The sequence below is a fragment of the Jeotgalibaca sp. PTS2502 genome, assembly GCF_001975685.1.
GTDB lineage: Bacteria > Bacillota > Bacilli > Lactobacillales > Aerococcaceae > Jeotgalibaca > Jeotgalibaca arthritidis.
This window is the reverse complement of record NZ_CP019433.1, coordinates 1,381,908-1,407,893: the sequence shown is the minus strand read 5'-3', so window position 1 is coordinate 1,407,893 and position 25,986 is coordinate 1,381,908. Positions and strand designations below refer to the sequence as shown.

At 38.9% G+C, this 25,986-nt stretch carries 25 protein-coding genes and 1 pseudogene; 19 read left to right on the top strand and 7 right to left on the bottom strand.

Going from position 1 to position 25,986, the window contains the following annotated elements; genetic code table 11:
• From pstA to trxB, 13 genes and pseudogenes are all read left to right on the top strand, one after another.
• Entirely contained in the window at window positions 1–816 is an 816-nt protein-coding gene (pstA, locus tag BW721_RS06865) for a phosphate ABC transporter permease PstA (protein ID WP_076767374.1), read from the top strand.
• Between the two features lie 2 nt (window positions 817–818).
• Window positions 819–1,572, top strand: a pseudogene (gene pstB, locus BW721_RS06860) (phosphate ABC transporter ATP-binding protein PstB).
• A gap of 53 nt (window positions 1,573–1,625) precedes the next feature.
• On the top strand, window positions 1,626–2,285 hold the full coding sequence (gene phoU / locus BW721_RS06855; RefSeq protein ID WP_076767372.1) for a phosphate signaling complex protein PhoU: 660 nt from the start codon (window positions 1,626–1,628) through the stop codon (window positions 2,283–2,285).
• 106 nt (window positions 2,286–2,391) lie between these two features.
• Window positions 2,392–2,691 (top strand): ArsR/SmtB family transcription factor, encoded by a 300-nt coding sequence (locus BW721_RS06850; RefSeq protein ID WP_076767370.1) that lies wholly within the window; start codon window positions 2,392–2,394, stop codon window positions 2,689–2,691.
• Between the two features lie 82 nt (window positions 2,692–2,773).
• Entirely contained in the window at window positions 2,774–5,614 is a 2,841-nt protein-coding gene (uvrA, locus tag BW721_RS06845) for an excinuclease ABC subunit UvrA (RefSeq protein WP_076767368.1), read from the top strand.
• A gap of 227 nt (window positions 5,615–5,841) precedes the next feature.
• Complete coding sequence (gene liaX, locus BW721_RS06840) at window positions 5,842–7,359, top strand: daptomycin-sensing surface protein LiaX (RefSeq protein ID WP_076767366.1); 1,518 nt, start codon at window positions 5,842–5,844, stop codon at window positions 7,357–7,359.
• A 16-nt stretch (window positions 7,360–7,375) separates the two neighbouring features.
• Window positions 7,376–7,657, top strand: a complete 282-nt coding sequence (locus BW721_RS06835) for a PspC domain-containing protein (protein ID WP_076767363.1) — start codon at window positions 7,376–7,378, stop codon at window positions 7,655–7,657.
• On the top strand, window positions 7,657–7,998 hold the full coding sequence (locus BW721_RS06830) for a phage holin family protein (protein ID WP_076767362.1): 342 nt from the start codon (window positions 7,657–7,659) through the stop codon (window positions 7,996–7,998). Before BW721_RS06835 ends, BW721_RS06830 begins: the two co-directional genes overlap by 1 nt.
• A 132-nt stretch (window positions 7,999–8,130) precedes the next feature.
• Window positions 8,131–9,069, top strand: coding sequence for an HPr(Ser) kinase/phosphatase (gene hprK / locus BW721_RS06825; RefSeq protein ID WP_076767360.1), 939 nt, complete (start codon window positions 8,131–8,133; stop codon window positions 9,067–9,069).
• A gap of 22 nt (window positions 9,070–9,091) precedes the next feature.
• A complete protein-coding gene (lgt, locus tag BW721_RS06820) occupies window positions 9,092–9,943 on the top strand; it encodes a prolipoprotein diacylglyceryl transferase (RefSeq protein WP_076767358.1) in 852 nt (283 codons plus the stop codon).
• A gap of 25 nt (window positions 9,944–9,968) precedes the next feature.
• Entirely contained in the window at window positions 9,969–10,976 is a 1,008-nt protein-coding gene (locus BW721_RS06815; protein ID WP_076767356.1) for an NAD(P)H-dependent glycerol-3-phosphate dehydrogenase, read from the top strand.
• A 21-nt stretch (window positions 10,977–10,997) separates the two neighbouring features.
• Complete coding sequence (gene galU, locus BW721_RS06810) at window positions 10,998–11,885, top strand: UTP--glucose-1-phosphate uridylyltransferase GalU (protein ID WP_076767354.1); 888 nt, start codon at window positions 10,998–11,000, stop codon at window positions 11,883–11,885.
• A 92-nt stretch (window positions 11,886–11,977) separates the two neighbouring features.
• Window positions 11,978–12,919 carry a thioredoxin-disulfide reductase gene (gene trxB / locus BW721_RS06805; RefSeq protein WP_076767352.1) on the top strand — a complete coding sequence of 314 codons (942 nt, stop codon included), beginning with the start codon at window positions 11,978–11,980 and terminating at the stop codon, window positions 12,917–12,919.
• A 56-nt stretch (window positions 12,920–12,975) separates the two neighbouring features.
• On the opposite strand, the gene BW721_RS12065 is transcribed toward trxB, so the two are convergent.
• Window positions 12,976–13,635 carry an amino acid ABC transporter permease gene (locus tag BW721_RS12065; RefSeq protein ID WP_076767350.1) on the bottom strand — a complete coding sequence of 220 codons (660 nt, stop codon included), beginning with the start codon at window positions 13,633–13,635 and terminating at the stop codon, window positions 12,976–12,978.
• 79 nt (window positions 13,636–13,714) lie between these two features.
• Window positions 13,715–14,491 carry a transporter substrate-binding domain-containing protein gene (locus BW721_RS12060; RefSeq protein WP_076767348.1) on the bottom strand — a complete coding sequence of 259 codons (777 nt, stop codon included), beginning with the start codon at window positions 14,489–14,491 and terminating at the stop codon, window positions 13,715–13,717.
• A 298-nt stretch (window positions 14,492–14,789) separates the two neighbouring features.
• Here BW721_RS12060 and BW721_RS06790 point away from each other — a divergent pair, with 298 nt between their 5' ends.
• Window positions 14,790–16,517, top strand: coding sequence for a phospho-sugar mutase (locus BW721_RS06790; protein WP_076767346.1), 1,728 nt, complete (start codon window positions 14,790–14,792; stop codon window positions 16,515–16,517).
• 53 nt (window positions 16,518–16,570) lie between these two features.
• On the opposite strand, the gene BW721_RS06785 is transcribed toward BW721_RS06790, so the two are convergent.
• Genes BW721_RS06785 through BW721_RS06770 form a run of 4 tightly spaced genes read right to left on the bottom strand, consistent with a single transcriptional unit; the run spans window position 16,571 to window position 20,029 of the window.
• Window positions 16,571–17,239 carry an ABC transporter permease gene (locus BW721_RS06785; protein ID WP_076768672.1) on the bottom strand — a complete coding sequence of 223 codons (669 nt, stop codon included), beginning with the start codon at window positions 17,237–17,239 and terminating at the stop codon, window positions 16,571–16,573.
• Window positions 17,240–17,244: 5 nt separating this feature from the next.
• Window positions 17,245–18,192 carry an osmoprotectant ABC transporter substrate-binding protein gene (locus BW721_RS06780; RefSeq protein WP_076767344.1) on the bottom strand — a complete coding sequence of 316 codons (948 nt, stop codon included), beginning with the start codon at window positions 18,190–18,192 and terminating at the stop codon, window positions 17,245–17,247.
• Complete coding sequence (locus BW721_RS06775) at window positions 18,189–18,833, bottom strand: ABC transporter permease (RefSeq protein ID WP_076767342.1); 645 nt, start codon at window positions 18,831–18,833, stop codon at window positions 18,189–18,191. Before BW721_RS06775 ends, BW721_RS06780 begins: the two co-directional genes overlap by 4 nt.
• Window positions 18,830–20,029: an ABC transporter ATP-binding protein gene (locus BW721_RS06770; RefSeq protein WP_076767340.1), complete on the bottom strand. Its 1,200-nt coding sequence runs from the start codon at window positions 20,027–20,029 to the stop codon at window positions 18,830–18,832. The genes BW721_RS06775 and BW721_RS06770 overlap by 4 nt, the downstream gene beginning before the upstream one ends.
• Window positions 20,030–20,347: 318 nt before the next feature.
• Here BW721_RS06770 and rapZ point away from each other — a divergent pair, with 318 nt between their 5' ends.
• Genes rapZ through whiA form a run of 3 tightly spaced genes read left to right on the top strand, consistent with a single transcriptional unit; the run spans window position 20,348 to window position 23,219 of the window.
• A complete protein-coding gene (gene rapZ / locus BW721_RS06765) occupies window positions 20,348–21,238 on the top strand; it encodes an RNase adapter RapZ (protein WP_076767338.1) in 891 nt (296 codons plus the stop codon).
• A complete protein-coding gene (locus tag BW721_RS06760; protein ID WP_076767335.1) occupies window positions 21,235–22,245 on the top strand; it encodes a gluconeogenesis factor YvcK family protein in 1,011 nt (336 codons plus the stop codon). Before rapZ ends, BW721_RS06760 begins: the two co-directional genes overlap by 4 nt.
• Window positions 22,246–22,277: 32 nt before the next feature.
• Window positions 22,278–23,219: a DNA-binding protein WhiA gene (whiA, locus tag BW721_RS06755; protein WP_076767333.1), complete on the top strand. Its 942-nt coding sequence runs from the start codon at window positions 22,278–22,280 to the stop codon at window positions 23,217–23,219.
• A 74-nt stretch (window positions 23,220–23,293) separates the two neighbouring features.
• On the opposite strand, the gene BW721_RS06750 is transcribed toward whiA, so the two are convergent.
• Window positions 23,294–23,671, bottom strand: coding sequence for a single-stranded DNA-binding protein (locus tag BW721_RS06750; protein WP_076767331.1), 378 nt, complete (start codon window positions 23,669–23,671; stop codon window positions 23,294–23,296).
• A gap of 178 nt (window positions 23,672–23,849) precedes the next feature.
• Between BW721_RS06750 and BW721_RS06745 the strand changes: the two genes are divergently transcribed.
• Together BW721_RS06745 and BW721_RS06740 are read left to right on the top strand one after the other, a co-directional pair.
• On the top strand, window positions 23,850–24,563 hold the full coding sequence (locus tag BW721_RS06745; RefSeq protein ID WP_076767329.1) for a response regulator transcription factor: 714 nt from the start codon (window positions 23,850–23,852) through the stop codon (window positions 24,561–24,563).
• A gap of 11 nt (window positions 24,564–24,574) precedes the next feature.
• The gene (locus BW721_RS06740; protein ID WP_076767327.1) at window positions 24,575–25,984 is read left to right on the top strand and encodes a sensor histidine kinase; all 1,410 of its coding nucleotides are present in this window, start codon (window positions 24,575–24,577) and stop codon (window positions 25,982–25,984) included.
• The last annotated feature ends 2 nt before the right edge of the window (window positions 25,985–25,986 follow it).

Below are 25,986 nucleotides of genomic sequence, written 5' to 3'. Positions count from 1 at the left end.
ATGGAATCAAAACTTATTAAATTTTTAGTTTATTTCTTTTCATGCATCACATTCGGTTCGCTTTTTTATGTCATTGGCTTTATCCTCTTAAATGGGATTAGCAGTCTGAACTGGAGTATGTTCGCATGGAACTATACGACTAGTAACGTATCAATGATGCCGTCAATCTTGACGACCTTCGTTGTTGTTTTCCTAGCCTTACTGATTGCAGCTCCAATTGGTGTTTTTACAGCCTTTTATTTAGTTGAATATGCTGATAAAAACAACAAATTTGTTAATGTGATTCGTGTTGCAACGGATACACTATCGGGAATTCCTTCTATTGTATATGGTCTTTTCGGTATGTTGTTCTTTGTTATTTTCCTAGGCTTTAAATACTCGATTATTTCGGGGGTTTTAACATCTGTAATTATGGTTTTACCTGTTATTATCCGTTCAACGGAAGAAGCTTTGCTAGCTGTTCGCAATTCATTGCGAGAAGGAAGTTTCGCACTAGGAGCAGGGAAATTACGTACGATTTTTAGAGTTGTTTTACCAGTTGCGATGCCAGGTATTTTATCTGGAATCATTTTGGCAGTTGGTCGGATTGTAGGTGAAACAGCCGCTTTGATGTATACACTTGGAACATCAGTTAATGTGCCTGACAACCTTTTCCAATCAAGTCGTACCTTAGCATTACACATGTACATTTTAGCCAGTGAAGGTATCCACGTACGAGAATCCTATGCAACCGGTGTTGTCTTAATCGTTATTGTACTAATCATCAACGGTATTTCAACATGGCTCAGCAATCGATTAACAAAAGGAGCGAAATAAAAATGAGTAAAATTATTGTTAGAGATATGAATCTATGGTACACCGATTTCCAAGCTTTGAAAAACATTAATATGGAAATTAAAGAAAATGAAATTACAGCATTCATCGGACCTTCAGGCTGTGGAAAGTCAACCTTCCTAAAAAGCTTGAACCGTATGAATGACTTAGTAGCAGGATGCCGTATTGAAGGGGATATCCTATTAGATAACAAGGATGTTTATGCATCTGATTATGATGTGAACATGCTTCGTAAACGCGTTGGAATGGTGTTTCAACATCCAAACCCATTTCCGATGAGTATTTATGACAACATTGCCTACGGTCCACGTACTCACGGCATTAAAGATAAAAAAAACATTAGATGAAATTGTTGAGAAGAGTTTGAAAGGCGCAGCAATTTGGGACGAGGTGAAAAACGACCTGTCTAAAAATGCCTTGCGTATTTCTGGTGGACAACAACAACGGATTTGTATTGCTCGTGCGTTAGCAGTTGAACCAGAAGTTTTGTTAATGGATGAACCAACATCTGCCTTAGATCCTATTTCAACAGCGAAAATTGAAGACCTTGTTCAAGAGTTGAAAGATCGCTATACCATCGTGATGGTTACCCACAATATGCAGCAAGCGGCTCGTGTGTCTGATAAAACAGCATTTTTCTTAACAGGAGAGACCGTTGAATTTGGTGAAACATCACAAATCTTCTCTAATCCAAGAGACAAGCGTACAGAAGATTATGTATCAGGAAGATTTGGGTAATTGCGAAAAAGATGTTAAAATAGACATATAAGACATAAGTGAGGTGTGCTGCAGTGAGAAGAACGTTTGATGATGATTTACAAACTATGCACGGCCAGTTTACAAAAATGGGATTAATGGTGAACGAAAATATCCTAAGAGCGGTTAAGGCGTTTATTAATCATGATAAAAATTTAGCTGTGGAAGCAAAGCAAAAAGATAAGGATGTTAATGCCATTGAAGTAGAGATTGAAAATCTTTGCTTCCAATTAATTGCCTTACAACAACCTGTATCTAGCGACTTACGATCGATTGTAACAGTGATGAAAGCAAGTTCGGATTTGGAACGTATGGGCGACCATGCTGTCAGTATTGCACGATCTGTCATTCGAGTGAAAGAGCGCCATAACAAACGTATTCCAGAAGTTGAGGCTAAAATCGCTGAGATGGCGGAAGTCGTTAAGAAGATGGTTGAACAAGTGATCGATGCCTATGTCCACGTTGATGAATCAAAGGCACGTCAAATCGCTGAAATGGATTCAAAAGTAGATAAGCATTTTGTCGAAATTAACCATTACTGTATTAAGCAAATGGCAATCGATTCAGAACTTGTCCCAGGTGGATCAGATTACATTGCGGTTGCTGGTTACTTAGAAAGAATTGGCGACTACGTGACTAATATTTGTGAACGTATCGTTTACCTCAAAACTGGTGAGATTTTAGAATTAAATTAATAAATACGATAAGGAGAAAGTAGCTGGTGGTACCAGTTACTTTTTTTTATTATTTTGATTATAAAATCTGTTAAAATGGAGATAAGCTAAATTGAGGAGTGTTTACATGGCTAAAAAAATCGAGGATGAAACGATTCAGCAAGCAACAAAAATTTTTAAACTGCTCGGCGATAATACCCGCTTTCGAATACTCTATTTATTACAAGATAAAGAATGGAATGTTAATGCTATTGCAACAGAATTGCAGATGGAACAATCTGCGGTTTCCCATCAACTAAAAAAATTAAAAGAGGCACGACTCGTTAAAAGTAGGCGTATAGGTAAAAATATGTTATACAGCCAAGACGATAATCATGTCTATGAAATCCTTCATATGGCAGTCACTCACGTGAAGCATACTCATTAAAACGAATCGAACGAGTGTTCTTTTTTGTTGAAAGATGGTATGATAGGATGGAACAGAATTTAAAGATGCGAGGAAGAGTATAATGGCAAAAGATCAAATTATCGTGCGCGGCGCACGTTCTCATAACTTAAAAAACATTGACGTCACTATTCCACGTGACAAATTAGTTGTTGTTACAGGATTATCAGGGTCTGGAAAAAGTTCACTAGCATTTGACACCCTTTATGCAGAAGGCCAAAGACGTTATGTTGAGAGCCTCTCTGCCTACGCTCGCCAATTCTTAGGACAAATGGAGAAGGCAGATGTCGATACCATTGATGGACTCAGCCCAGCCATTGCGATCGATCAAAAATCAACCAGTAATAACCCTCGTTCTACAGTGGGAACTGTAACTGAAATTAATGATTTCCTTCGATTGCTGTTTGCACGGGTGGGCCATCCTATTTGCCCAAACGATGGAACGGAAATTAGTAGCCAGTCCCCTGAACAAATTGTTAATCAAATTTTAGAGCTGCCTGAACGAACAAGAATGCAAATTTTGGCTCCGGTTGTTTATGGAAAAAAAGGCCAACACAAAAAAGTGATTGATGATATGAAACGTCAAGGCTTTGTTAGAGTTCGTATTGATGGTGAGCTGTATGACATAACAGAAACGCCTGAGCTAGATAAAAACAAAGCTCATAACATTGATGCCGTTGTGGATAGAATTGTTGTTAAAGAGGGCATTCGTTCTCGTTTATTTGATTCAGTTGAAACAGCACTTCAATTGGCAGAAGGTTATGTTGTCATTAATGTTATTGATGGGGAAGATATGATGTTTAGCGAACATTATGCTTGTCCGCATTGTGGATTTACAGTCGGTGAAATAGAGCCCCGTCTCTTCTCCTTTAATGCGCCATATGGAGCCTGCGCAGACTGCGATGGCTTGGGCATGAAGTTAGAAGTGGACTTGGACTTAGTTGTACCCGATATGACATTAACGATTGAAGAGGGAGCCATTGCACCTTGGAACCCAATCAGTTCTAACTATTATCCTGAAATGCTCCGCCAATTCTGTACAGAATTTAAGATACCCATGAATGTCCCGTTCGAGAAGCTAAGTAAAAAGGAAAGAGAATTTGTTTTATTTGGGTCAAAAGGGAAAAAATTCCATTTCTACCATAAAAATGAATTCGGTGCAGTCCGTGATGTTCAAGTTCCATTTGAAGGTGTTGTTAACAACATTGACCGCCGTTACCATGAGTCATCAAGTGATTTTACGCGTAAAGTGATGCGTGCGTATATGACAGAGCTACACTGTCAAACGTGTAAAGGGGCGCGTTTAAATGAACAAGCCTTATGTGTAAAAGTAAATAACCAAAACATCTCACAAGTAACCAATCATTCGATTGAGCGAGCGCTGGACTTTTTTGAACAACTCCATTTAAGTGAGTCTGAGTCCGACATCGCTAAACCGATTTTGAGAGAAATCAACTCTCGTTTATATTTTTTAAATAATGTTGGCCTGAACTATTTGACACTCAGTCGGGTCGCTGGCAGTTTGTCCGGTGGAGAAGCCCAACGGATTCGTTTGGCTACTCAAATCGGATCTAACCTATCAGGAGTACTTTATATTTTAGATGAGCCGTCAATTGGCTTGCATCAGAGAGATAATAATCTCTTGATTGAATCGATGAAGAGTATGCGTGATTTAGGAAATACATTGGTGGTTGTCGAGCATGATGAAGATACCATGTTACAATCGGACTACTTGATTGATATTGGTCCAGGTGCAGGTGAACGCGGTGGCGAGGTTGTTGCTGCTGGGACACCTAAACAAGTCATGAAATCGAAGAAATCGATTACTGCTCAATACTTGTCAGGGAAAAAGTTTATTGCTGTGCCTGAAGAAAGACGCTCTGAAGATCGCGGTGCGGTGCTAGTTGAAGGAGCCGAAGAAAATAACTTAAAAAATGTCGATGTTTCCTTCCCAATTGGTAAATTTATTGCCGTAACTGGCGTATCCGGTTCAGGTAAGAGTTCGCTCGTTAACCGTGTATTGAAGCTAGCCTTATCGAGAGAATTGACGCGTACCAAGGAAAAACCAGGTAAGTTTAAACGATTATCAGGTTATGATCAACTTGAAAAAGTGATTGATATTGATCAAAGCCCAATTGGTCGGACCCCACGTAGTAATCCGGCTACTTATACAAGTGTGTTTGATGATGTCCGTGGTTTATTTGCTAATACTAATGAGGCTAAAATTAGGGGCTATAGCAAAGGACGCTTCAGTTTTAATGTGAAAGGTGGCCGCTGTGAAGCGTGCAAGGGAGATGGTATCTTAAAAATTGAGATGCACTTCTTACCGGATGTCTATGTGCCATGTGAAGTGTGTCATGGCAAACGCTATAATTCTGAAACCTTAGAAGTACGCTATAAGGGTAAAAATATTTCTGAAATTTTGGACATGACGATTGATGAAGCTGTGCCATTTTTTGAGGCTATCCCTAAAATTAAGCGTAAGCTACAGACGATTGCTGATGTTGGTTTAGGTTATATTACACTCGGTCAACCAGCCACAACCTTATCTGGTGGGGAAGCACAACGGATGAAGTTGGCAAGTGAATTGCAACGCGTCTCTACTGGTAAGACGTTCTACATTCTAGATGAGCCAACAACCGGTCTTCATACAGATGATATTGCACGACTACTTGAAGTATTGCAACGTTTAGTGGATGCAGGTAATACCGTTTTAGTTGTCGAGCATAATCTCGATGTTATTAAAACGGCAGACCATATTATTGATATGGGACCAGAGGGCGGCGATGGCGGCGGTACAGTTCTTGCAACTGGCACACCGGAGGAAGTAGCAGCTGTTGAAGCCAGCTATACTGGCCAATTCTTAAAGAAAATACTCGAACGAGACAAAGCACGCCAAAGTTAATGATAGGAAGAGATTGGGAGTTACTCCCAATCTCTTTTTTTGTGGGCTGTATCTAGCGCCTAAGCCTTTCTTCATTTTTTTGTCAGTATTGAAATGTAGAGCGAAATCAATCTTAGGTCCTATGACAAATGTTGTTATCCTTGGCATAATAAAGACATAAGATAACGACTTAACTAACCGTCAATCAAATATAAACCAAGTAAGACCATACCAAGGAGGAACTAACCATGAACGAGAGAGAACGTATTTTAGCATTGGTAAAAGAAGGCATTATCTCAACTGAGGAAGCCATTGAATTACTCGAAAATGCTGCAAAAAAACATGGCAAAGATGCTGTAAAAACAAATCAAGACACTGATTTTGTGACAGAAGAAACACCCGAAGAGCCACAAACAGCAGAAGAGCAGATTGAAAAAGCAGAGAAAAAAGACAAAGAAAACTTCGAAAAAATTATTGAGGAATTAGCAAGTGAGATTTCATACTTCTCTTCCCGGGTGGATGAAAAAACAGAAGCACTTCAAGTTTTGCGTAGACAAATTAGTTTAAAGCAAGAACGCAGACAAGAAATTGCGACCCATGAAGAGCTAGATACAGTAACACCTGAACTTGAAATGGAAGCCGTTCGTTTGGATGAAGAGCTAGACGGATTGAAATCACAAGAAGAGGCGTTAAGAGAAGAAAAACGTCAAATGGAAGAAAAAATGCGGACGTTGAAAAAAGAACAGCTTGAAAAAAATATCAAATCAATCGGCGATAAGTTTGGAAGCAAGGAAGAGTGGCAAGAAACGGCGACTGAATTTTCAGGTAAATTAAACCGTTTAGGCTCTCAAATCGGTAGCTTCCTAACATCAACTATTAACAATGTGATGGAAAATGTTGAATGGAAAGAAGTAGACTTGAATATGAACGTACCAGGTTTAGTTTCTAAAAAATTCCACCATGATTTTGTTTACGAACAAGCAACAGCTAGTATTCTAGATTTCCAAATCGCTAATGGGAATGTTAGCTTTGAAAAATGGGATAAAGAAGATATTAAAGTAGCAGCAGATATTAAAATCTATGCTAAATTTGATGAAGAAACACCGATGGAAGCCTTCCAAGCTCGCAGTACAATTGATATTGACGAAGATCATTTCACCTTCCATGTTCCAAATAAACGGGTTCGTTGTGACATGACGGTTTACTTACCGGAAAGAGAATACGATTATGTTGCCTTTAAAATGTTGAACGGCAATATTACTGTTAACGACTTCGCAGGTAAAGACATCTATGCTAAAACAACTAATGGTAAAATGACCTTTAATAAGGTATCAGCAACCATGCTAGAGTTGGACGGTGTGAATGGTTCAATTACAATCACAGATGGTTCAATTGTTGATGTGATGGCTAAAGTGGTTAATGGGTCTATTACAACGAGCAGCGCAATCAACAGCTCATCACTCTCTATCGTCAATGGTGATATTCGCATGACTTACCTTGATACAGAGGCAAAACGAATTAAAGCTTCTTCTGTTAATGGAAGTGTCAAACTTGCAGTGCCAGCAGAAAAAAGTATTGAACTAGATGCTCGCAGTTCTCTAGGATCAATTAAAAATCGTATTGAAGCTGTTGAAGTTCTAAAACAACGTGATGAGAAAACAAATAAACATCTTGAGTTTAGAAAAATAGAAGAAACTGCTGCAGTTGTGGTAGAATTGAAAACAACAAACGGAAATATTATGATTAAAAATACAGACAAAGATTAAGAAATGAGGGATTAGCATGAAAAAGTTAACAAAATCAGCAACAGATAGACAAGTCAGTGGTGTGTTAGGTGGGATTGCAGAATACTTCGGTATTGATTCTACTATTATCCGAATTATCTTTATTATCCTTGTCTTTCCAAGCGTAGGATCGTCAGTATTTTTATACATTTTATTAGCTATCTTACTACCTGAACCAGAACGTCCACGTTCAAACCGTCGTCCAAATGCTTACCGTAACGAAAGAAAAGAAGCAAAACCGATTCAAAAAGATGAAGATGAGGATTGGAGTGATTTCTAATGGGGTTTTGGAAAAAAATAGCGATTAATTCAATAATTTTTATTGCATTAGCATATTTGATTCCAGGATTCACAGTTAGAAGTGTTTGGACAGCCTTTGGGGCAAGTATCGTCCTGTCTATCGTTAATGTATCTGTCAAACCAGTCTTACATATTTTTTCTCTTCCAATCACGATTATGACATTGGGCTTGTTCAGCTTCATTATTAACGCCTTGATGCTGTCACTAACCTCATTCTTTGTTGGTCCGGGATTCAGCTTCAGTAGCTTTGGTGTGACCTTATTCGTTTCCTTGCTACTGTCATTAGCACAAAATATGATTCAAGATAAGCATGACTATTAAATGAGAGGCCTTTTCCCAGGAGGGAGAAGGTCTTTTTTTACCTTTATATACTGGCCTTTAAATGTTATCATTAAGAGTAAATAAGACTTCTTTTAAGCGACTATAAAAGGATAGAAGAGTGAGGGAACAACGATGTCCAATAGTGTGACGATACAAGAATTAGTGAAAACATCAACCTTTAAAATTATTGTTGGTGAAGAGTTCTTAAATAAAAAAATAACATCAACAGAAATTTACCGCCCAGGGGTAGAATTAACAGGCTATTTTGCTTTTTATCCATCATGGCGCGTGCAATTAATGGGGCAAACAGAGCTCTCATTTATCGAACGGATGACACCTGAGGAACGTCTCGTTATTATGCGTCGTTTATGTCAAAAGGAGACGCCGTGCTTTATTATTTCGAGAAATATGGAAGCTCCTTTTGAATTAGTAAAAGCTTGTCAAGAAGCGGGAATTCCGTTATTGCAGGCGCAATCTAAAACGACGCGTGTATCAAGTAATGTCACTAATTTCTTAGAGAGCCGCCTTGCAGAGCGTGTTTCTATGCACGGGGTTTTAGTGGATGTCTTTGGTATGGGTGTTATGATTACTGGAGACAGCGGTGTAGGTAAATCTGAAACAGCGCTAGAGCTGATTCAAAAGGGCCACCGTTTAGTAGCCGATGACCGTATCGATTTATATCAACATGATGAGGATACATTAATGGGAGAATCGCCACCAATTTTACGCCATTTGATTGAAATTCGTGGCATTGGAATTATGGACGTGATGACTTTATTTGGTGCTGGAGCCGTAAAACAATCAAATGAAGTAAATTTAATTGTTAATTTGTCGTTATGGGCGAAAGATAAAAAGTTTGAACGTTTAGGCAGTACCGAAGAAATGGTAAACATTTTAGATGTTCAAGTTCCTAAAATTACTGTCCCAGTTAAAACAGGTCGAAACTTAGCGATTATTGTTGAAATGGCAGCGATGAATTTCCGTGCCAAAACAATGGGATATAATGCTGCTGAAACATTCGAGCGCAATCTAGATTTGTTAATTAAGGAAAATTCTAAAGAAGAAGACTAATTGAATAGATAGGGGACATAATATGAATCAGTTTATTGCAGCAATCAATCCGGTTGCATTCCGACTAGGTGGTATACCAGTCGCATGGTATGGCATTTTAATCGGCATGGGTATTGTCGTAGCCATGTCACTAGCGTCACGAGAGGGAGACCTTAAAGGCATGCCGCAAGATTTTGTCGTTGATATGGCCTTTTGGACTGTTCCGATTGCAATTGTTGGCGCACGTATCTACTACGTGGTGTTTGAGTGGCAGTATTATATCCTTCATCCAGAACAAATTATTCAGATCTGGAACGGTGGGATTGCTATATATGGGGCCTTGATTGCTGGGGGCATTACCGTATATTTTTTCACTAAGACCAAACAAGTGCCTTTCTTTTTGGCGCTAGATGTTCTAGCACCAGGTGTTCTAATCGCTCAATCAATCGGGCGTTGGGGTAACTTTATCAATCAAGAAGCACATGGGTCAGAAGTGAGTAGACAATTTTTAGAAAAGTTGCTCTTGCCAGAATTTATTATTAATCAAATGAATATTAACGGCACCTATTATCATCCGACCTTTTTGTATGAATCACTGTGGTCATTGATTGGTTTTGTTGTCATTTTGATTTTAAGAAGACAGAAAAAGATTTTGCGTCAAGGAGAGGTCTTTTTAACCTATGTGATGTGGTATTCCTTTGGCCGTTTCTTTATCGAAGGAATGAGAACAGACAGCCTATATTTGTTTGATGTCATTCGTGTATCACAACTGTTGTCGATTATTTTATTCGCTGGTGCTGCGGCGGTTTGGGCTTATCGTCGCTACAACAATTACCCAAAAGACCCATTTTACACTGATATTGATTTAGGAATGAAAAACCCTGAATCTAACTAACTGTTTGAAGATTCGGAGGACGATTATGAAAGAAAAAATTGCTGTACTAGGACCAGGATCATGGGGTACTGCCTTAGCCATGGTTTTAGACGAAAATAACCACCACGTTCGTTTGTGGGGGGTTGAAGCTAATCAAATGGATGAGATTAACCAACAGCGTACCAATAAGAAGTTTTTACCAGACACGATTATAAGTGAGGGCATTGAGGCTTATACAGATCTTGCAAAAGCAATTGACGATGTCGATTATATTTTATTTGTTGTACCAACAAAGGCAATTCGTTCGGTTGCCCAGCAAGTGGCGGCTTTATTAGATGGCAAGAAGAAGCCAATTATTATTCATGCGAGTAAAGGGCTAGAGCAAGTCACTCATAAGCGCATCTCGACTATTATCGAAGAAGAAATTCCAAGTGATCTGCATCAAGGCGTGGTTGTTTTATCTGGACCAAGTCACGCTGAAGAGGTAGCAAAAAAAGATATTACAACGATTACAGCTGCTTGTGCAATTGAAGAGTCTGCAGTGAGTGTTCAACGTATTTTTACAAACTATTATTTCCGTGTGTATACGAATACAGACATTATCGGTGTTGAATTAGGCGCAGCTTTGAAGAATATTATTGCAGTTGGCGCAGGTGCCTTGCATGGTTTAGGTTACGGCGATAACGCAAAAGCGGCATTGATGACGCGTGGTTTAGCTGAAATCAGCCGTTTAGGCGTTGCGTTTGGTGCGGACCCACGTACCTTTATTGGACTAAGTGGAGTTGGCGATATTATCGTAACAGGGACCAGTGTTCACTCACGTAACTGGCGTGCCGGAAACTTGATTGGTAAAAAAGTACCGCTTCAAGAAGTATTAGATAATATGGGGATGGTTGTTGAAGGTGTTCAAACAACTAAAGCTGCCTACGAATTAGCCCAACAACAAGGGATTGAAATGCCAATTACAGAAGCCATCTACCGTGTCCTATATGAAGATGCGGATGTCGATCAAGTGATTCGCGATCTAATGATGCGTGACCATAAAGCAGAATAATGTAAAGGTGAGGATAACCACATGAAAAAAGTAAAAAAAGCGATTATTCCCGCAGCAGGATTTGGAACACGTTTTTTACCTGTTACCAAAGCGATGGCAAAGGAAATGTTGCCGATTGTTGATAAGCCAACGATTCAGTTTATCGTAGAAGAAGCGATTGAATCAGGTATTGAAGATATTTTAATTGTAACTGGTAAAAGTAAACGTCCAATTGAAGACCATTTTGATTCAAATATCGAATTAGAAGCAAACTTACGTGAAAAAGGTAAAACAGACCTCTTGAAAATTGTTCAAGAAACAACAAAATTACGCATTCATTTTGTTCGTCAATCTTACCCGCTAGGACTAGGTCACGCCGTTCTCCAAGCGAAAGCATTTGTTGGCGATGAGCCATTTGTCGTTATGCTAGGTGATGACTTAATGAAAGATGAAGTGCCACTAACACGTCAATTGATGGATGCTTATGAGCGCACACATGCATCAACAATTGCTGTTATGCAAGTGCCTCATCAAGAAACATCTAAATACGGCATTATCGATCCGGATAATGAGTTAGAAGAAGGCCTTTATAATGTTCGTCAGTTCGTTGAAAAACCTAAACCAGAAGATGCGCCGAGTGACTTGGCGATTATCGGTCGTTATTTATTGACACCTGAAATCTTTGATATTTTAGAAAATCAAGAAGTCGGTGCTGGCGGTGAAATCCAATTAACCGATGCGATTGATACCTTAAACAAAACACAGCGTGTGTTCGCTAAGACCTTTACTGGTAACCGTTATGATGTGGGAGATAAGTTTGGTTTCCTAGCAACGAGTATTGATTATGGGTTGAACCATCCAGAAATGGATGAAAAATTGAAAAATTATATTATTGAATTAGCTGCTCGCTTAGAGAAAGAAGAACAATAAGATCCTTCAGTTCTGTGAGCAGAAAAATAGCATTTCATCCTGCTTACGATTAAACTTAAGAAGATAAATGAAGAAAAGGGAGCAGTTGGCAAATGGAAATACAAGAAAAACTATATGATGTCGTTATTATTGGGGCAGGCCCTGGCGGTATGACAGCTGCTTTATATGCCTCACGCGCAAACTTAAATACACTTGTTATTGAACGTGGCGTACCAGGCGGTGAATTAATTAATACAGCTGAAGTAGAAAACTATCCGGGTTTTGATTCGATCAAAGGTCCTGAATTAGCAGATAAAATCTATGAAAGTTCAATGCGTTTTGGAGCTGAACATGTTTATGGGGACGTTAAAGGCATTGAAATCGATGGTGACTACCGCATTATTAATGCTGGTAAAAAAGGTTACCGTACAAAAGCTGTTATTATTGCAACAGGGTCTTACCATCGTAAACTGAATGTTCCTGGAGAAGATCAATACAACGGTCGCGGTGTTTCTTATTGTGCCGTATGTGATGGTGCATTCTTCCGTGATAAAGACTTAATTGTTGTTGGTGGAGGAGACTCTGCAGTTGAAGAAGGAACTTACTTAACACAATTTGCAGCTGTTGATATTGTTCACCGTAGAGATGAGTTGCGTGCTCAAAAAGTCTTGCAAGATCGTGCTTTTAAAAATGAAAAAATAGATTTCACCTGGGATAGTGTCGTTGAAGAAATTAAAGGAGACGACATGAAGGTGTCGTCAGTTACTGTTAAAAATGTGAAGACAGGAGAAGTCACAGAGAAGAAGGTTGACGGTGTCTTTGTTTATGTAGGTATCCTACCGCAAACTGATGCCTTCCGCGATCTAGGTATTACCGACGAAGAAGGTTGGATAGTCACTAATGAATTAATGGAAACAACGGTCGCTGGGATTTTTGCAGTCGGTGATGTTCGCCAAAAAACATTGCGTCAAATTACAACGGCCGTTGGTGATGGTGGCGAAGCAGGAAACCGTGCTTACCATTATGTTGAAGAATGGAATGAACGTAATAACTAATCGAAATCAAAAACACACCCAGCAATGGGGTGTGTTTTTCTGTTTACTCATGATCTTTATTTTTTACTGTAAGCGAGACGCGTTTCCATCTTATTAGCAATCAAGGTCAAAATAGAAATGACAATCAGATAGTAAATCGCTACAATTCCCCACATTCGAATGGTTTCCATGTTGTTGGCAGTGATGATTTTACCATTCATGGTTAATTCTCTAACACCGATTACAGATAGCAGAGAAGTATCTTTCAATGTAATGATGAATTGATTGATAATAGATGGTAGCATTGTTCTCAATGCTTGCGGTAAGACAACTTTTTGCATCGATTTCTTGTAAGGTAAACCGAGACTGCGTGCAGCTTCCATTTGCCCTCCGTCAACCGCTTCAATTCCACCGCGAACAATTTCAGCCATATAAGCACCGGCGTTTAAACTCATGGTAATGATTCCGGCATTCCATTCCGTTAATGAAATACCAGTCGCCATCGGGATACCAAAATAAACAAAGTAAATTTGTACTAATAGTGGTGTTCCGCGGATAATCCAAATATAAGCATTGGCAACACTTTGAAGTAACTTGTTATGAGAAACCTTCATCAAACCAAAAATAATTCCCAAAATTGAAGCGAATAGTAAAGCGAATAAGGTAATTTGAACAGTTTGCCACATCGCATCCATAAAAGATGGGAAATGCTTGATAAATAATTCAAAAAATAACATGTCTATCATTCCTAACATTTAAAATATGACGATAGATGACAAAAGTTAAGGGCAGGAAAAGTCCAGCCCTTAACCTTTATTATTCGCCTAGATAACTTGCGATGATTTCATCGTACTCGCCGCTATCACGTAAGTTTTGTAGTCCTTTATTAAACATTTCAACAAGCTCGGGTTGTTTGTCTTTCAATGTAGCGAAACCATATTCGCCACCTTCTTCAGACTGAGTGATCACCTTTAGTTCCATTCCACGAGTAATCTCGTATTGGATAACAGGGTAGTCTTCGAAGACTGCAGAAGAATTTCCAGTCAATGCATCTTGGTACATCGTCGAAGAGTCTTCAACATATTTAACTTCAAATCCATACTCATCTTTAATGCTTTCTGCAAATGATGCACCAACAGTTCCTGTCTTGGCAACAACTTGTGTACCTGCTAAGTCAGCTAGTGAGCTATATCCAGAATCAGCTTTTACAGCAACACCGACACTACTTGTATAGTAAGCATCTGAAAAATCATATTTTAATAGACGTTCTTCGTTAATAGACATACCTGCAATAACGCCATCGACTTGACCAGCTTCTAAGGCTGTTACAGCTGCGTTAAATCCTAATGAACGTAGATCATACTCAAAGCCTTGATCCTCAGCAATTGCATCTAGTAAATCTAAATCAATCCCAACAAAATCGCCTTCGTCATTTTGAAATTCAAAAGGAGCAAATGTTGTATCAGTCCCGATGATGTAGACTTTCTCTCCACTAGCTTCGCTTCCAGTGTTTTCGTCACCAGATCCACACGCAACAAGAACAGTTGCCGCCAATGCTGTTAGACCAAATTGAAAAAATTTCTTTTTATCCATGATACATCTCCTCCTATGCGAAAGTAATGTTATGTTTGGTAACATAATGAAATGTCTTGAAACCCACTACTTTTCATAAAATAAAGAATACCACGCTCTTTTTTCGCTGTCAATGCTTGAACAAATATTATTTTCATTTTGTTAATCCTATTCTCATTTATTATGTTACAAAATATAACACATCCCTGTCAGCATGAAAAGGTAAAAACAACATTTTAAGCTGTAATACAATGAAAAGGCTTATAAATTAAGCTCATAATGTTATAATAAAGAAAACGATGTTATGGAGGTCATATGGATGGTTTACATGGAGACGTATAAACAATGGAAAAATTTTGATAACATGGAAGAAAACTTAATTAAGGAACTAAACAGTTTAGAAGGCAACGATGACTTAATTAAAGATGCATTCTTCTCACCTTTAGAATTTGGAACAGCAGGGATGCGTGGTGTTATTGGTGTTGGTATTAACCGAATGAATAGCTATACTGTTCGCCAAGCGACAGAAGGACTAGCACGTTTAATGGCATCAAAGGGAGAAGAAGAAAAGAAACGCGGTGTAGCGATTGCCTATGACTCTAGACATTTCTCACCAGAGTTTGCGATGGAAGCTGCACGAACTTTAGGAAAACATGGTATTCCTTCTTTCGTATTTGAAAGCCTACGTCCAACGCCGGAATTATCATTTGCGGTGCGTCATTTAAATACCTTAACAGGAATTATGATTACAGCTAGCCATAACCCACCAGAATATAATGGCTATAAAGTATATGGTGAAGATGGCGGGCAAATGCCACCTGCAGATGCGGATTCCTTGACAGACTTTATTCGTGCAATCGATAACCCACTTGAAATTGCAGTGATGAGTGAAGACGAGTTGAAAGAAAGCGGCCTGTTAACTATTTTAGGTGAAGAAATAGACCAAGCTTACTTAGCAGAGGTCGCTACTGTATCTGTTAACCCAGAGCTAATTAAAGAAGTCAGCCAAGAAATGAAATTGGTGTTTACACCACTTCATGGTGCAGGAAAAATGCTAGGAGAACGTGCGCTAAAACAAGCAGGCTTTGAAGGCTTTACGTTAGTTCCTGAACAGGCTGAAGCTGATCCTGAATTTACAACTGTGAAATCGCCTAACCCAGAAGAGCCAGGTGCCTTTGAATACGCAGAACGTTTAGGAAAAGAAATCGGGGCAGATATTTTAGTTGCAACTGATCCAGATGCTGACCGTTTAGGAGCTGCTGTTCGCCGCCAAGATGGTGAATATGAAGTGATCTCAGGTAATCAAATTGCCTCATTGATGGTTGATTATCTGCTGTTAGCGAAACAAGAATCGAACACATTGCCAGACAATGCCGTAGTTTTAAAATCAATCGTGTCTAGTGAATTCCCAACTGTCATTGCGGAATCTTATGGTGCAAAAATGGTTGATGTTCTAACAGGTTTCAAATTTATTGCTGAGAAGATTAAACAGTATGAAGAAGATGGCAGTTATGACTTCCAATTTGGTTTTGAAGAAAGCTATGGTTACTTAGTGAAACCGTTCGTTCGTGATAAAGATGCCATCCAAGCCTTAGTTTTGATTGCTGAAGTAGCCGCTTACTATAAGAAAAAAGGTCAAACCCTCTATGATGGGTTGCAAGCACTTTACGAAAAACATGGCTACTACCAAGAAAAAACCATTTCAGTAACCATGAGCGGCTTAAGTGGGGCAGAAAAAATTAAAGCATTGATGGCTAAATTCCGTCAACAAACACCTGAAGCATTTGCTGGTAAAAAAGTAGTGGAAACACAAGACTTCGGAACTAGCGAGAGAACATGGGCAGATGGTCAAAAAGAAGCTATCGATATGCCAAGTTCAAATGTGTTGAAATATGTTTTAGAAGATGGCAGCTGGATCGCTATTCGACCAAGTGGAACAGAGCCGAAAATTAAGTTCTACATCGGTGCAAAAGCAGACAGCCAAGCAGCTGTATATGAAAAAGTAACAGCCTTTGAAAAAGAAATTAAAAGCTTAACAGCTGAATAAGAACAAACAAAAAAGCTTGGAAAAAAATCCAAGCTTTTTTTGTTCGTTCATTATTAAGCACGTCTACTTGCTCGTTTAGAAGGATCTAAACGATTTTCTAAGTAACCCAACAACAAGTCGGCAATAATCGCCATTAAAGCAGTTGGAATAGCGCCGGCTAAGATAATAGCACCACCGTTTGTCGCGTTGACACCACGGGTAATGATATCACCTAATCCACCTGCACCAATAAAGGTACCGATAGAAGTGATTCCAATTGCTACTACTAAGGCGTTACGAATACCAGCCATAATAACGGCTAGGGATAGTGGCAATTCAACCATAAAGGTTAATTGCATACGCGTCATCCCCATTCCTTTTCCAGTATCTAGTAAAGAGCTATCAACACTCTTCACACCTGTATAAGTATTCTTAATGATAGGAAGTAAGGAATAAAGGAATACTGTGGCAATAACCGTATCTGCTCCTAAACCAAGTCCCAACATTAAAATAGATAGTAGGGCAAGTGAAGGGATGGTTTGGATGACGTTAGCAATCCCAATCACCCAATCAGCTAGTTTTTTATGGCGAGCAATCCAAAAGCCTAGTGGAATCGCAATAACAGCTGAGAAAACAACACCATAAATTGATATCAAGAAATGGCGCCAGAATTGACTAAGGACATACAGACCATTTTCTGATAAGTAAAAGATTAATTGTTGGAGTGTATTCATTTGACTCATTTCCATTATTCTTGACCTCCCAACGGTTTAATCACTTTATCTTCAAAATAGTTATGTTCTTCTAAGAAATCATAAGCAGCTTTTTGAGGTTCAATCAAGTTGTTATCAACTTCATAGTTCATTTGTTGCATCTTATCATCGCTTAGAACACCTTCTAATTTAAGAAGAATGGTTTCTAACTCAGGATACAACTCAAGAATGTCTTCGGTAGCAACAGGACTAGCGTCATAAGGCGGGAATAGGTTTAAATCATCTTCCAATACGACTAAGTCATAACTAGAGATACGCCCATCTGTTGAGTAGCCGAGAACGACATCCATGCTACCAGCTTGAAGTGCATCGTAGACAAGACCAATTTGCATAGGATAGATTGTATTAAAATCAAAACCATATAGGTCTTGGAAGGCTGCATAACCATCACCTTCACGCTCCATCCATGAGTTGTCCACACCTGCTGTTATTGAATCAGCTAAATTAGCTAAGTCACTAATTTTAGTGACATTATTTTCTTCAGAAAATTCTTTTGTCACAAGGAAGGCATAAGTATTAGCAAAGCCATAAGAAGGGAACCAAACCTGATCAAATTCTTCATCAAAACCTGCTACAACCGTATCGTAGGCTTGGTTTGGATCAGTAATAGGATCAAGTCCTAGTTCACCTGTTAAAGAGGTACCCGTATAGCGAACGGCTGACACGTTAGCATCACCACCGATGAGTGCTTGATGGTTTAGAGTCGAAGACCCTAAGTTATTAACCAATCCAATTGATGCATCTGGAATATAGTGGCTAATCATACCTTCTACTAAGTAAGCTAGTACTTGCATTTCAGTTGTTGTTCCACCCGTTATAATAATCCCATCACTTGCATAAGTCGCACCTAAACCAGGTAGGGAACAAGCTGAAAGCAGAATCGTTAATAAGGGGATAACAAACCATTTTTTTATTTTTTTCATGATAAGGCTCCTTTCTCAGAAGACGTTTTTGGAGTGACCAGAATCTCCACCTTGCCAAGAAGGAAGTCAGTGAGTAGAGCTAAGATCGTTACTGGAATGGTTCCCCAAATAATCATTTCTTGGTCATAGACATTTAAGCCATTGAAGATGTAATCACCTAAACCACCAGCACCAATATAAGAAGCTAGTGTTGCCCAGGCGATCACATAAACGCCTGCTAAGCGAATACCTGACATAATAACAGGGGCAGCTAAAGGTACTTTCACCTTCCAAATTTGTTGTTGGCTGGTCATTCCCATTCCTTTAGCAGCATCAACGATATCTGAACGCACACCCAAAATACCAATGTAAGTATTTCTCAAAATAGGGAGTAGCGAATAGATAAACAAGGCGACAATGGCTGGTAATTTACCCACACCAAATAGAGGAATCATCAATGCCAGAAGTGCGAGTGACGGAACGGTTTGTAAAATAGATACAAAGCTAATCACATACTGTGACAGTTTTTCAGACTGAGTCAAAGCAATACCAAGAGGCACTGCTACAAGCGTCCCTAATAACAAGGCAACAAATGAAATAAAGAAGTGTTCACCCATTTTAGAAAGGAGTTCGACACCATTCGTTTGTAAAAAGCTCATTATTCAATCAGCTCCTTTTGTTCAGTTGCTTCTGTCTCCTCGATAATCGTTGTTTCGATGACTTCTTCTAACTCATCTAAGTCAGCATCTTTCCAGATTGAATCATAAACAATATCAACGATTGAGGCGCGTGTGATTAAACCAATTAAACGGTCTTCCTCATCCACAACGGGGATGTTTTTATAGCCGAGCGTTAGAATACGTTGAAGAGCATCTCTTACAAGAGCACCTTCACGAACAAATAACACTTCTTCCATAACTTCTTCAACCATCACGTTGCGGCGGCGGTTTTTCTCAATAATCTCAACCGATAAAATACCAAGTAATTTTTGATCTTCGTCAACAATGAAGAGGTTATCGACACGTTGTGCACGCATGACTTTAATCGCATCAGCCATGGTTTTTCCAATTTCTAAAGTAATAACGCGGCGATTCATAATTTGTTCGACTGTTTTGAGATTGGTTTGCGCTTGTGTTAGACGCTCTTCACCAATAAAGTCTTCTACAAATTCATTAGCGGGGTTAGCTAATATATTATCAGGGGTATCAAACTGAACCACTTTACCTTCTTGCATAATTGCAATGCGGTCAGCTAGTTTTAGGGCTTCATCCATATCATGGGTAACAAAGACAACCGTTTTACCCATTTCCTTTTGCAAATGTTTGACTAGTTCTTGCAAGGCATCGCGTGTAATCGGGTCAAGCGCACCAAAAGGCTCATCCATTAAAATGATATCTTGGTCGGCTGCTAGAGCACGGATAACACCAATCCGTTGCTGCTGTCCACCTGACAACTCAGAAGGGTAACGGTCTAAGTATTCGAGCGGTAAATCTACCCGCTTAATTAAGTCTTCAGCTGTTTGACGTTGCTTGTCTTCTGGCCAACCTAGTAATTTAGGGACCAAAACAATATTTTCATAAATAGTCATGTGAGGCATCAAGCCGATTTGCTGAATCACATATCCAATCTTGCGTCTCAGTTCAACCGCATTTTTCTTTTGAATATTCTGACCGTTAATCAGGATTTCTCCCTCAGTCGGTTCGATCATCCGATTAATCATTCGCATGGAAGTTGTTTTACCACTGCCACTCGTTCCGATAAAGACAATAAATTCACCTGTCTCAAAGGACAATGATATATTATCAACGGCTTTCTTTCCGTTCGGATATAATTTCGTTACATTCTTAAATTCAATCATAATTGACTCCTCCAGTATGTTTTTTAGGACATAGCACTCTAGCTATCGTCTCAATAATCCTTTTTAAATGCAAAGAAAAACCATTGAAGCACGAAAAAACTGTTTAAATAAAACCGCTTACTTCTCTGTAGCAAAGGACTTCCATAGAAAATTATTATATTTTGATGAGAAGCGTAAAAATATTTGCATTCAAATTTTAAATATAACGATAGAATTGAAATGTAAGCGAGAATATTTTCATAAATAATGAATAAAGATGTATACGATACGCCCGGTGTGTTATAATAATCTTTAAGCAAAGAAAGAGGAGGAATAATCATGGCTGATGTACTCGAACTCGTTATTATTACAGGCATGAGCGGTGCAGGGAAAACAGTTGTACTGCAAACATTTGAAGATTTAGGATATTTTTGTGTGGATAATATGCCGCCGAGCTTGTTGCCAAAGTTTTGGGAGCTTGTAAAAGAATCAGGGAAAATTAGCCGTGTCTGCTTAGTGATTGACTTACGCTCAAGAGCATTTTTTGACGAGATTATGACAGCTATTGGCAGCTTAGATAACACATCATTTATTACAACAAAAACAATCTTTTTAGATGCGTCAGATGATGTTTTAGTTTCACGTTATAAGGAAACAAGACGTAACCATCCACTAACTCAAACAGCTGGAACCCTATCAGAAGGGATTAAAAAAGAACGTGAACTATTAACAGATATTCGCAGCCGTGCACAGTGGGTTGTGGATACAAGTAAAACAACGCCACGCCAATTACGTGAAATGATATTAGAAAAATTTCAAGATAAAGAACATGGATTATTCCACATAGAGGTCGTATCCTTTGGCTTTAAATATAGTGCGCCGATTGATGCTGATATATTGATGGATGTACGTTTCTTGCCAAATCCGCATTATGTCGATGAATTGCGACCGTTAACGGGACTAGATAAGGCAGTCTATGATTATGTGATGCAACAGCCTGAAACAGAAACCTTTTACCGCAAATTTACTGATCTATTAGATTATATTATTCCCGGCTATAAAAAAGAGGGAAAAACGAGTGTCACTATCGGTATTGGATGTACAGGAGGTCAGCACAGATCCGTTGCCCTCACTGAACGCGTAGCCCTCCATCTTCAAAATGATGGTTATGTCGTGAACATCACTCATCGTGATAAAAACAAACGAAAAGAGGCTACGAATCGGTCATGAGTGAACTAATAAAATCCAAAAAACGCCAACATAAGATTGTTGTTTTGGGTGGAGGAACAGGTCTGCCTGTTATTTTAAAACAACTAAAACAATATAATGTTGATTTAACTGCTATTGTAACGGTTGCGGATGATGGCGGTAGTAGCGGTGTTATTCGCGACTATGTAAATATTATCCCACCTGGTGACATTCGTAACTGTATGAATGCCTTATCTGATTTACCTGATATATATAAGGAGATATTCCAATATCGTTTTGATTCCAGTGATGATTTCTTCTCAGGCCATGCGATTGGGAACTTAGTAATTGCGGCTTTAGCTGAAATGAAAGGGAGTATTTTTGATGCTGTTCGTTTGCTATCAACGATGATGCAAGTGAAAGGCAAAATTTTCGCTGCTGCTGAAGAACCATTAACCTTGTATGCTAAATTTGATGACGGACACATTGTTAAAGGCGAATCGAAAATCGCTGAACACCGTAAAAAAATTGAACATGTCTGGGTAAAACCGTTAGACGAGAGCCGAGAAGCGGTTGCTTCACGCGACGTGCTTCGTGCTATTAGTGATGCCGATGTTATTGTGATTGGACCGGGAAGTTTGTATACTAGCATTTTACCTAACTTAATGATTAGTGATTTAGGTCAAGCAGTTGTGAATGCAAAGGCTGAAGTGGTTTATATTTGTAACATTATGACTCAACTTGGCGAAACAGAAAACTTTTCTGATGCAGACCATGTAAAAGTCTTACATGAGCACTTAAATCAACCATTTATCAATACTGTATTGGTCAATACAGAAGAAGTCCCAAGTGAGTATTTGAATCAACAGGCAGACGAAGAATATCTCTTCCAAGTCCGCCACGATTTTCAATCCTTACGTGATGAAAACTGCCGTGTGATTTCAGCAGATTTTCTTAATTTAAAAGAGGGCGGCGTCTACCATGACGGCGAAAAAGTGGCCTCAGAAATTATTAACTTAATGTCATCAATGCGATTGAATACACTATAAACAAGTCACTACTAAAGAGAGGAGGAACAGCGATGTCATATGCTTCAGAAGTAAAAAAAGAGCTAACAACCTTAGAAGTTCACCGTGAACATGCTAAGGCAGAACTAACAGCGCTTATTCGAATGAATGGGTCGGTGAGTATTTATAACCAAAGTTTGGTCTTAAATATCCAATCAGAAAATGCAGCCATTGCTAGACGGATGTATTCGTTATTGAAAGATCACTATAACTCAGAAGGTGAGTTACTCGTTCGCCGTAAAATGAAGTTGAAGAAAAACAATATTTATATTGTGCGCTTAAAGCACGGTGTAAGGGAACTTCTCGACGAATTAGAGATATTCGATGGGCTGAGTTTTAAGACTCATGTTTCAGAAGAGATTATGATGAATGAACAGAAGCAACGGTCTTATTTACGTGGTGCCTTTTTAGCAGGTGGCTCAGTAAATAGCCCGGAAACGAGTCGTTATCATTTAGAGATTTATTCTAACTATGAAGATCATAATCAAGATATTTGTCAGATTATGAATCAATTCGATTTTAACGCACGTACGATCGAGCGACGAAATGGTTATATTACTTATTTGAAAGAAGCAGAAAAAATTGCCGACTTTCTAGCTCTAGTAGGTGCTCACAATTCGATGATGCGTTTTGAGGATATTCGTATTGTTCGTGATATGCGTAACTCAGTTAACCGCTTAGTTAACTGTGAAAATGCTAATATGAATAAGACGATTGATGCTGCAGCTAAACAAATTGAAAACATTGAATTCATTGATGAAATGGTTGGATTAGATAAACTACCAATTAAACTGAAAGAAATCGCGGTATTACGATTAGAAAATCCAGATGTCAGCTTGAAAGAGTTAGGAGAAATGGTGCCAAGTGGTGAAATTTCTAAATCTGGTATCAACCACCGTATTCGAAAAATCAATGAGTATGCAGACAAACTAAGAAGTAAAGAAATTGTTTATTAGAACAGGCCGAGACATAGTCTCGACCTGTTTTTTTTCTATACGGGTCTTCTCATGAGAGGTGAGTGAAGACCACTTTAAAAAGGGAGTTCGACAATATCAGGACTATCCGATGTAGTCTCTTGTGTATCCTGCTTCTTTTTAGGATCGATGAAATGAAGATCATCAACAATCAGTTCAACAACATAGACTTTCTGATTGTTGCCATTTGTATAGGAACGAGAAGCTAAGCGACCGTTAACGCCAATGAGCGACCCTTTCGAGCAGTATTGTTTCAATAAATGGGCAAGTTTGTCCCAAACGACAATAGGGATAAAGTCGGCTTGGCTTTGACCATCCTCTTTTTTCTTGAGTCTCTGAACAGCTAAGGTGTTGTTAGCAACAAAACGTCCAGCTCCTACTTCCTGTAATTCAATCGGACGGACGATCCGTCCTATTAATGATAGTTGATTCATGTTTATCACTCCTTTTATCTTCTATATATAATATCCGCAAAAGAAAAAATTTCCGTTTTTTTTCTTCACAAAAAGTTCAAAAAATCATGATACAGTAGTGGGGAAGAATCTTGCTTATTGAGAGAAAGCTAATCAATAATCGGTTATAATAGAGAAGACAGAAAGAAGGGTGACCGTCATGAATATATTAATGATTGAAGATAATGAAGCAGTCTGCGAAATGATGGATATGTTTTTTGAAAAGGAAGCTTGGCAACCCCAATTTGAAGGTGATGGCAAGCAAGGATTAGATGTATTTCTAGCAGACCAAGAAAAGTGGGATATGATTATCCTTGATTTAAACTTGCCAACGATGGATGGCATGCAAGTTTGCCAAAAAATCAGATCAGTATCAGACCACGTTCCCATTATTATGCTCACAGCTCGTGATTCGGAAAGTGATCAAGTGATCGGTTTGGAAATCGGGGCAGATGAGTACGTAACCAAACCGTTCAGTCCTTTGACTTTAATGGCAAGAATAAAAGCCCTGTATCGCCGCTCTAAATTAGCTAACCCGGTCAAAGAACCAGAGAATGACAGTCGGTTTGATATTACAACAAATCGCGTAAAAATTAGTACATCAACGCGTGAAGCCTTTCTTGATGATATTAGTATTGAAAGCTTAACACCTAAAGAATTTGAAATATTTGCTTTATTGGCTAGCCATCCTAAACAAGTTTTCTCCAGAGAGCACCTATTGACCAGTATTTGGGAAGACCCCTACTTTGGAGACGAGCGTACGATTGATGCTCACATTAAAAAGCTTCGTCAAAAAATTGAACAAGTCGGACCACAATTGATTCAAACGGTCTGGGGAGTCGGCTACAAATTCGATGACACCATAATCGAATAGGAGGAGACCATTTGAAATTTATTTATAAGCAACTTTGCTCCTTCTTTATTGTCATTTTTATTACGGCAACGGCAATTGGATTAATATTCGTTCGTTTCCTCGTTCATAACATTTATGAGCAAAAAGAAGAACAGCTCTTTGGTTATGCTGAAGCGATTATTGATGAAAGTATGACGACTCAGGAAATTCAGGCGGGTATGAAAATAGTTGCTCAGCAAGATGTACTCTTAGCCCTATATAATAGCAGTGACCGCTTAGTTTATCCTACTAACGATTCGAATTATGTGAGTGGTTTGAGTGGGCAGGACCTTGAACGTCTAAAAGAAGGCGAGCGAATTTCCTTAACTCAGCGAGACCGTGGCTTTATGAATGAGGAGATTTCGATTGTGACAGTCTATTTGCCACTCTTCAATAGCTTGTCTAAGGAATTTTCAGGTTTTGTGGCGGTTGCTTCACCTGTTAGTGGCATCCAGAGTGATATTAGTGACGTCCAGAAAAATATTATTCTAACCGTTTTAATGGTTGGCGGGATTGCAACAACGATAAGCTTTGGGATCGCTGACTATTTAACCCGTCGTATTACCCGTATGAGAAAGGCTACCAATGAAATTGCGCAAGGAAACTTCGATATTTCACTGGTTGACTATCAGAAAGATGAATTCGATGAACTGTCTCGTGACTTTAATGTCATGGCCAAGTCTCTGAAAGAATCGCAAGAAGAGATTGAACGGCAAGAAAATTTGCGCCGGCAGTTTATGATGGATATCGCCCATGAAATGCGCACCCCATTAACCAGTATTAATGGTATTTTAGAAGGCTTAGCTCATGATATGATTCCAGAAAAGAGTAAAGGCCGAAGCATCGCCCTCATGCATCAAGAGACGAAACGAATGATTCGGATGGTGAATGAAAATCTAGACTATGAAAAAATCAGGTCGAATCAATTGGTCTTAGTGAAGCAGGAATTTCATGTTGGTGAGGCTTTGCTAAATGTGCAAGAACAACTTGAAAAGAAGGCAGCTAGCAAAGGAAACCAAATTAAGGTGACTGTTGCGCCGGCAGATTTACAGGTCTACGCAGACTATGATCGTTTCATCCAAATCATTGTGAATCTCACCAACAATGCGATTCAGTTTACGGATCAGGGGCAAATTCATTTGTCGGCTGAGGAAACTGATCAGGCTGTCGTTATAAAGGTGACGGATAATGGCATTGGAATCGATGAAGGAGATATTCATTCTATTTGGGAACGGTTCTACAAGGCTGATATTTCACGTAAAAATAATAAATTTGGTGAAAGTGGTATTGGTTTAGCTATTGTACGGTCACTGGTTGAAAAGCATGATGGACAAATAGCAGTTAGCAGTGTGCTAAATGAGGGGACGACCTTTACCATTACATTTCCTAAAAAAATAAGTTAGAT

Bases quoted from the DNA above. Each gene is read 5' to 3' on its own strand.
- BW721_RS06745 (WP_076767329.1), top strand. From the start codon at position 23,850: ATGAATATATTAATGATTGAAGATAATGAAGCAGTCTGCGAAATGATG.
- BW721_RS06830 (WP_076767362.1), top strand. From the start codon at position 7,657: ATGGGGTTTTGGAAAAAAATAGCGATTAATTCAATAATTTTTATTGCA.
- hprK (WP_076767360.1), top strand. From the start codon at position 8,131: ATGTCCAATAGTGTGACGATACAAGAATTAGTGAAAACATCAACCTTT.
- BW721_RS06750 (WP_076767331.1), bottom strand. From the start codon at position 23,671: ATGAATCAACTATCATTAATAGGACGGATCGTCCGTCCGATTGAATTA.
- BW721_RS06760 (WP_076767335.1), top strand. From the start codon at position 21,235: ATGAGTGAACTAATAAAATCCAAAAAACGCCAACATAAGATTGTTGTT.
- BW721_RS06815 (WP_076767356.1), top strand. From the start codon at position 9,969: ATGAAAGAAAAAATTGCTGTACTAGGACCAGGATCATGGGGTACTGCC.
- BW721_RS06790 (WP_076767346.1), top strand. From the start codon at position 14,790: ATGGTTTACATGGAGACGTATAAACAATGGAAAAATTTTGATAACATG.
- liaX (WP_076767366.1), top strand. From the start codon at position 5,842: ATGAACGAGAGAGAACGTATTTTAGCATTGGTAAAAGAAGGCATTATC.
- BW721_RS06850 (WP_076767370.1), top strand. From the start codon at position 2,392: ATGGCTAAAAAAATCGAGGATGAAACGATTCAGCAAGCAACAAAAATT.
- galU (WP_076767354.1), top strand. From the start codon at position 10,998: ATGAAAAAAGTAAAAAAAGCGATTATTCCCGCAGCAGGATTTGGAACA.
- BW721_RS06835 (WP_076767363.1), top strand. From the start codon at position 7,376: ATGAAAAAGTTAACAAAATCAGCAACAGATAGACAAGTCAGTGGTGTG.
- BW721_RS06780 (WP_076767344.1), bottom strand. From the start codon at position 18,192: ATGAAAAAAATAAAAAAATGGTTTGTTATCCCCTTATTAACGATTCTG.
- BW721_RS12065 (WP_076767350.1), bottom strand. From the start codon at position 13,635: ATGTTATTTTTTGAATTATTTATCAAGCATTTCCCATCTTTTATGGAT.
- uvrA (WP_076767368.1), top strand. From the start codon at position 2,774: ATGGCAAAAGATCAAATTATCGTGCGCGGCGCACGTTCTCATAACTTA.
- trxB (WP_076767352.1), top strand. From the start codon at position 11,978: ATGGAAATACAAGAAAAACTATATGATGTCGTTATTATTGGGGCAGGC.
- rapZ (WP_076767338.1), top strand. From the start codon at position 20,348: ATGGCTGATGTACTCGAACTCGTTATTATTACAGGCATGAGCGGTGCA.
- pstA (WP_076767374.1), top strand. From the start codon at position 1: ATGGAATCAAAACTTATTAAATTTTTAGTTTATTTCTTTTCATGCATC.
- BW721_RS12060 (WP_076767348.1), bottom strand. From the start codon at position 14,491: ATGGATAAAAAGAAATTTTTTCAATTTGGTCTAACAGCATTGGCGGCA.
- BW721_RS06770 (WP_076767340.1), bottom strand. From the start codon at position 20,029: ATGATTGAATTTAAGAATGTAACGAAATTATATCCGAACGGAAAGAAA.
- whiA (WP_076767333.1), top strand. From the start codon at position 22,278: ATGTCATATGCTTCAGAAGTAAAAAAAGAGCTAACAACCTTAGAAGTT.
- BW721_RS06785 (WP_076768672.1), bottom strand. From the start codon at position 17,239: ATGAGTCAAATGAATACACTCCAACAATTAATCTTTTACTTATCAGAA.
- lgt (WP_076767358.1), top strand. From the start codon at position 9,092: ATGAATCAGTTTATTGCAGCAATCAATCCGGTTGCATTCCGACTAGGT.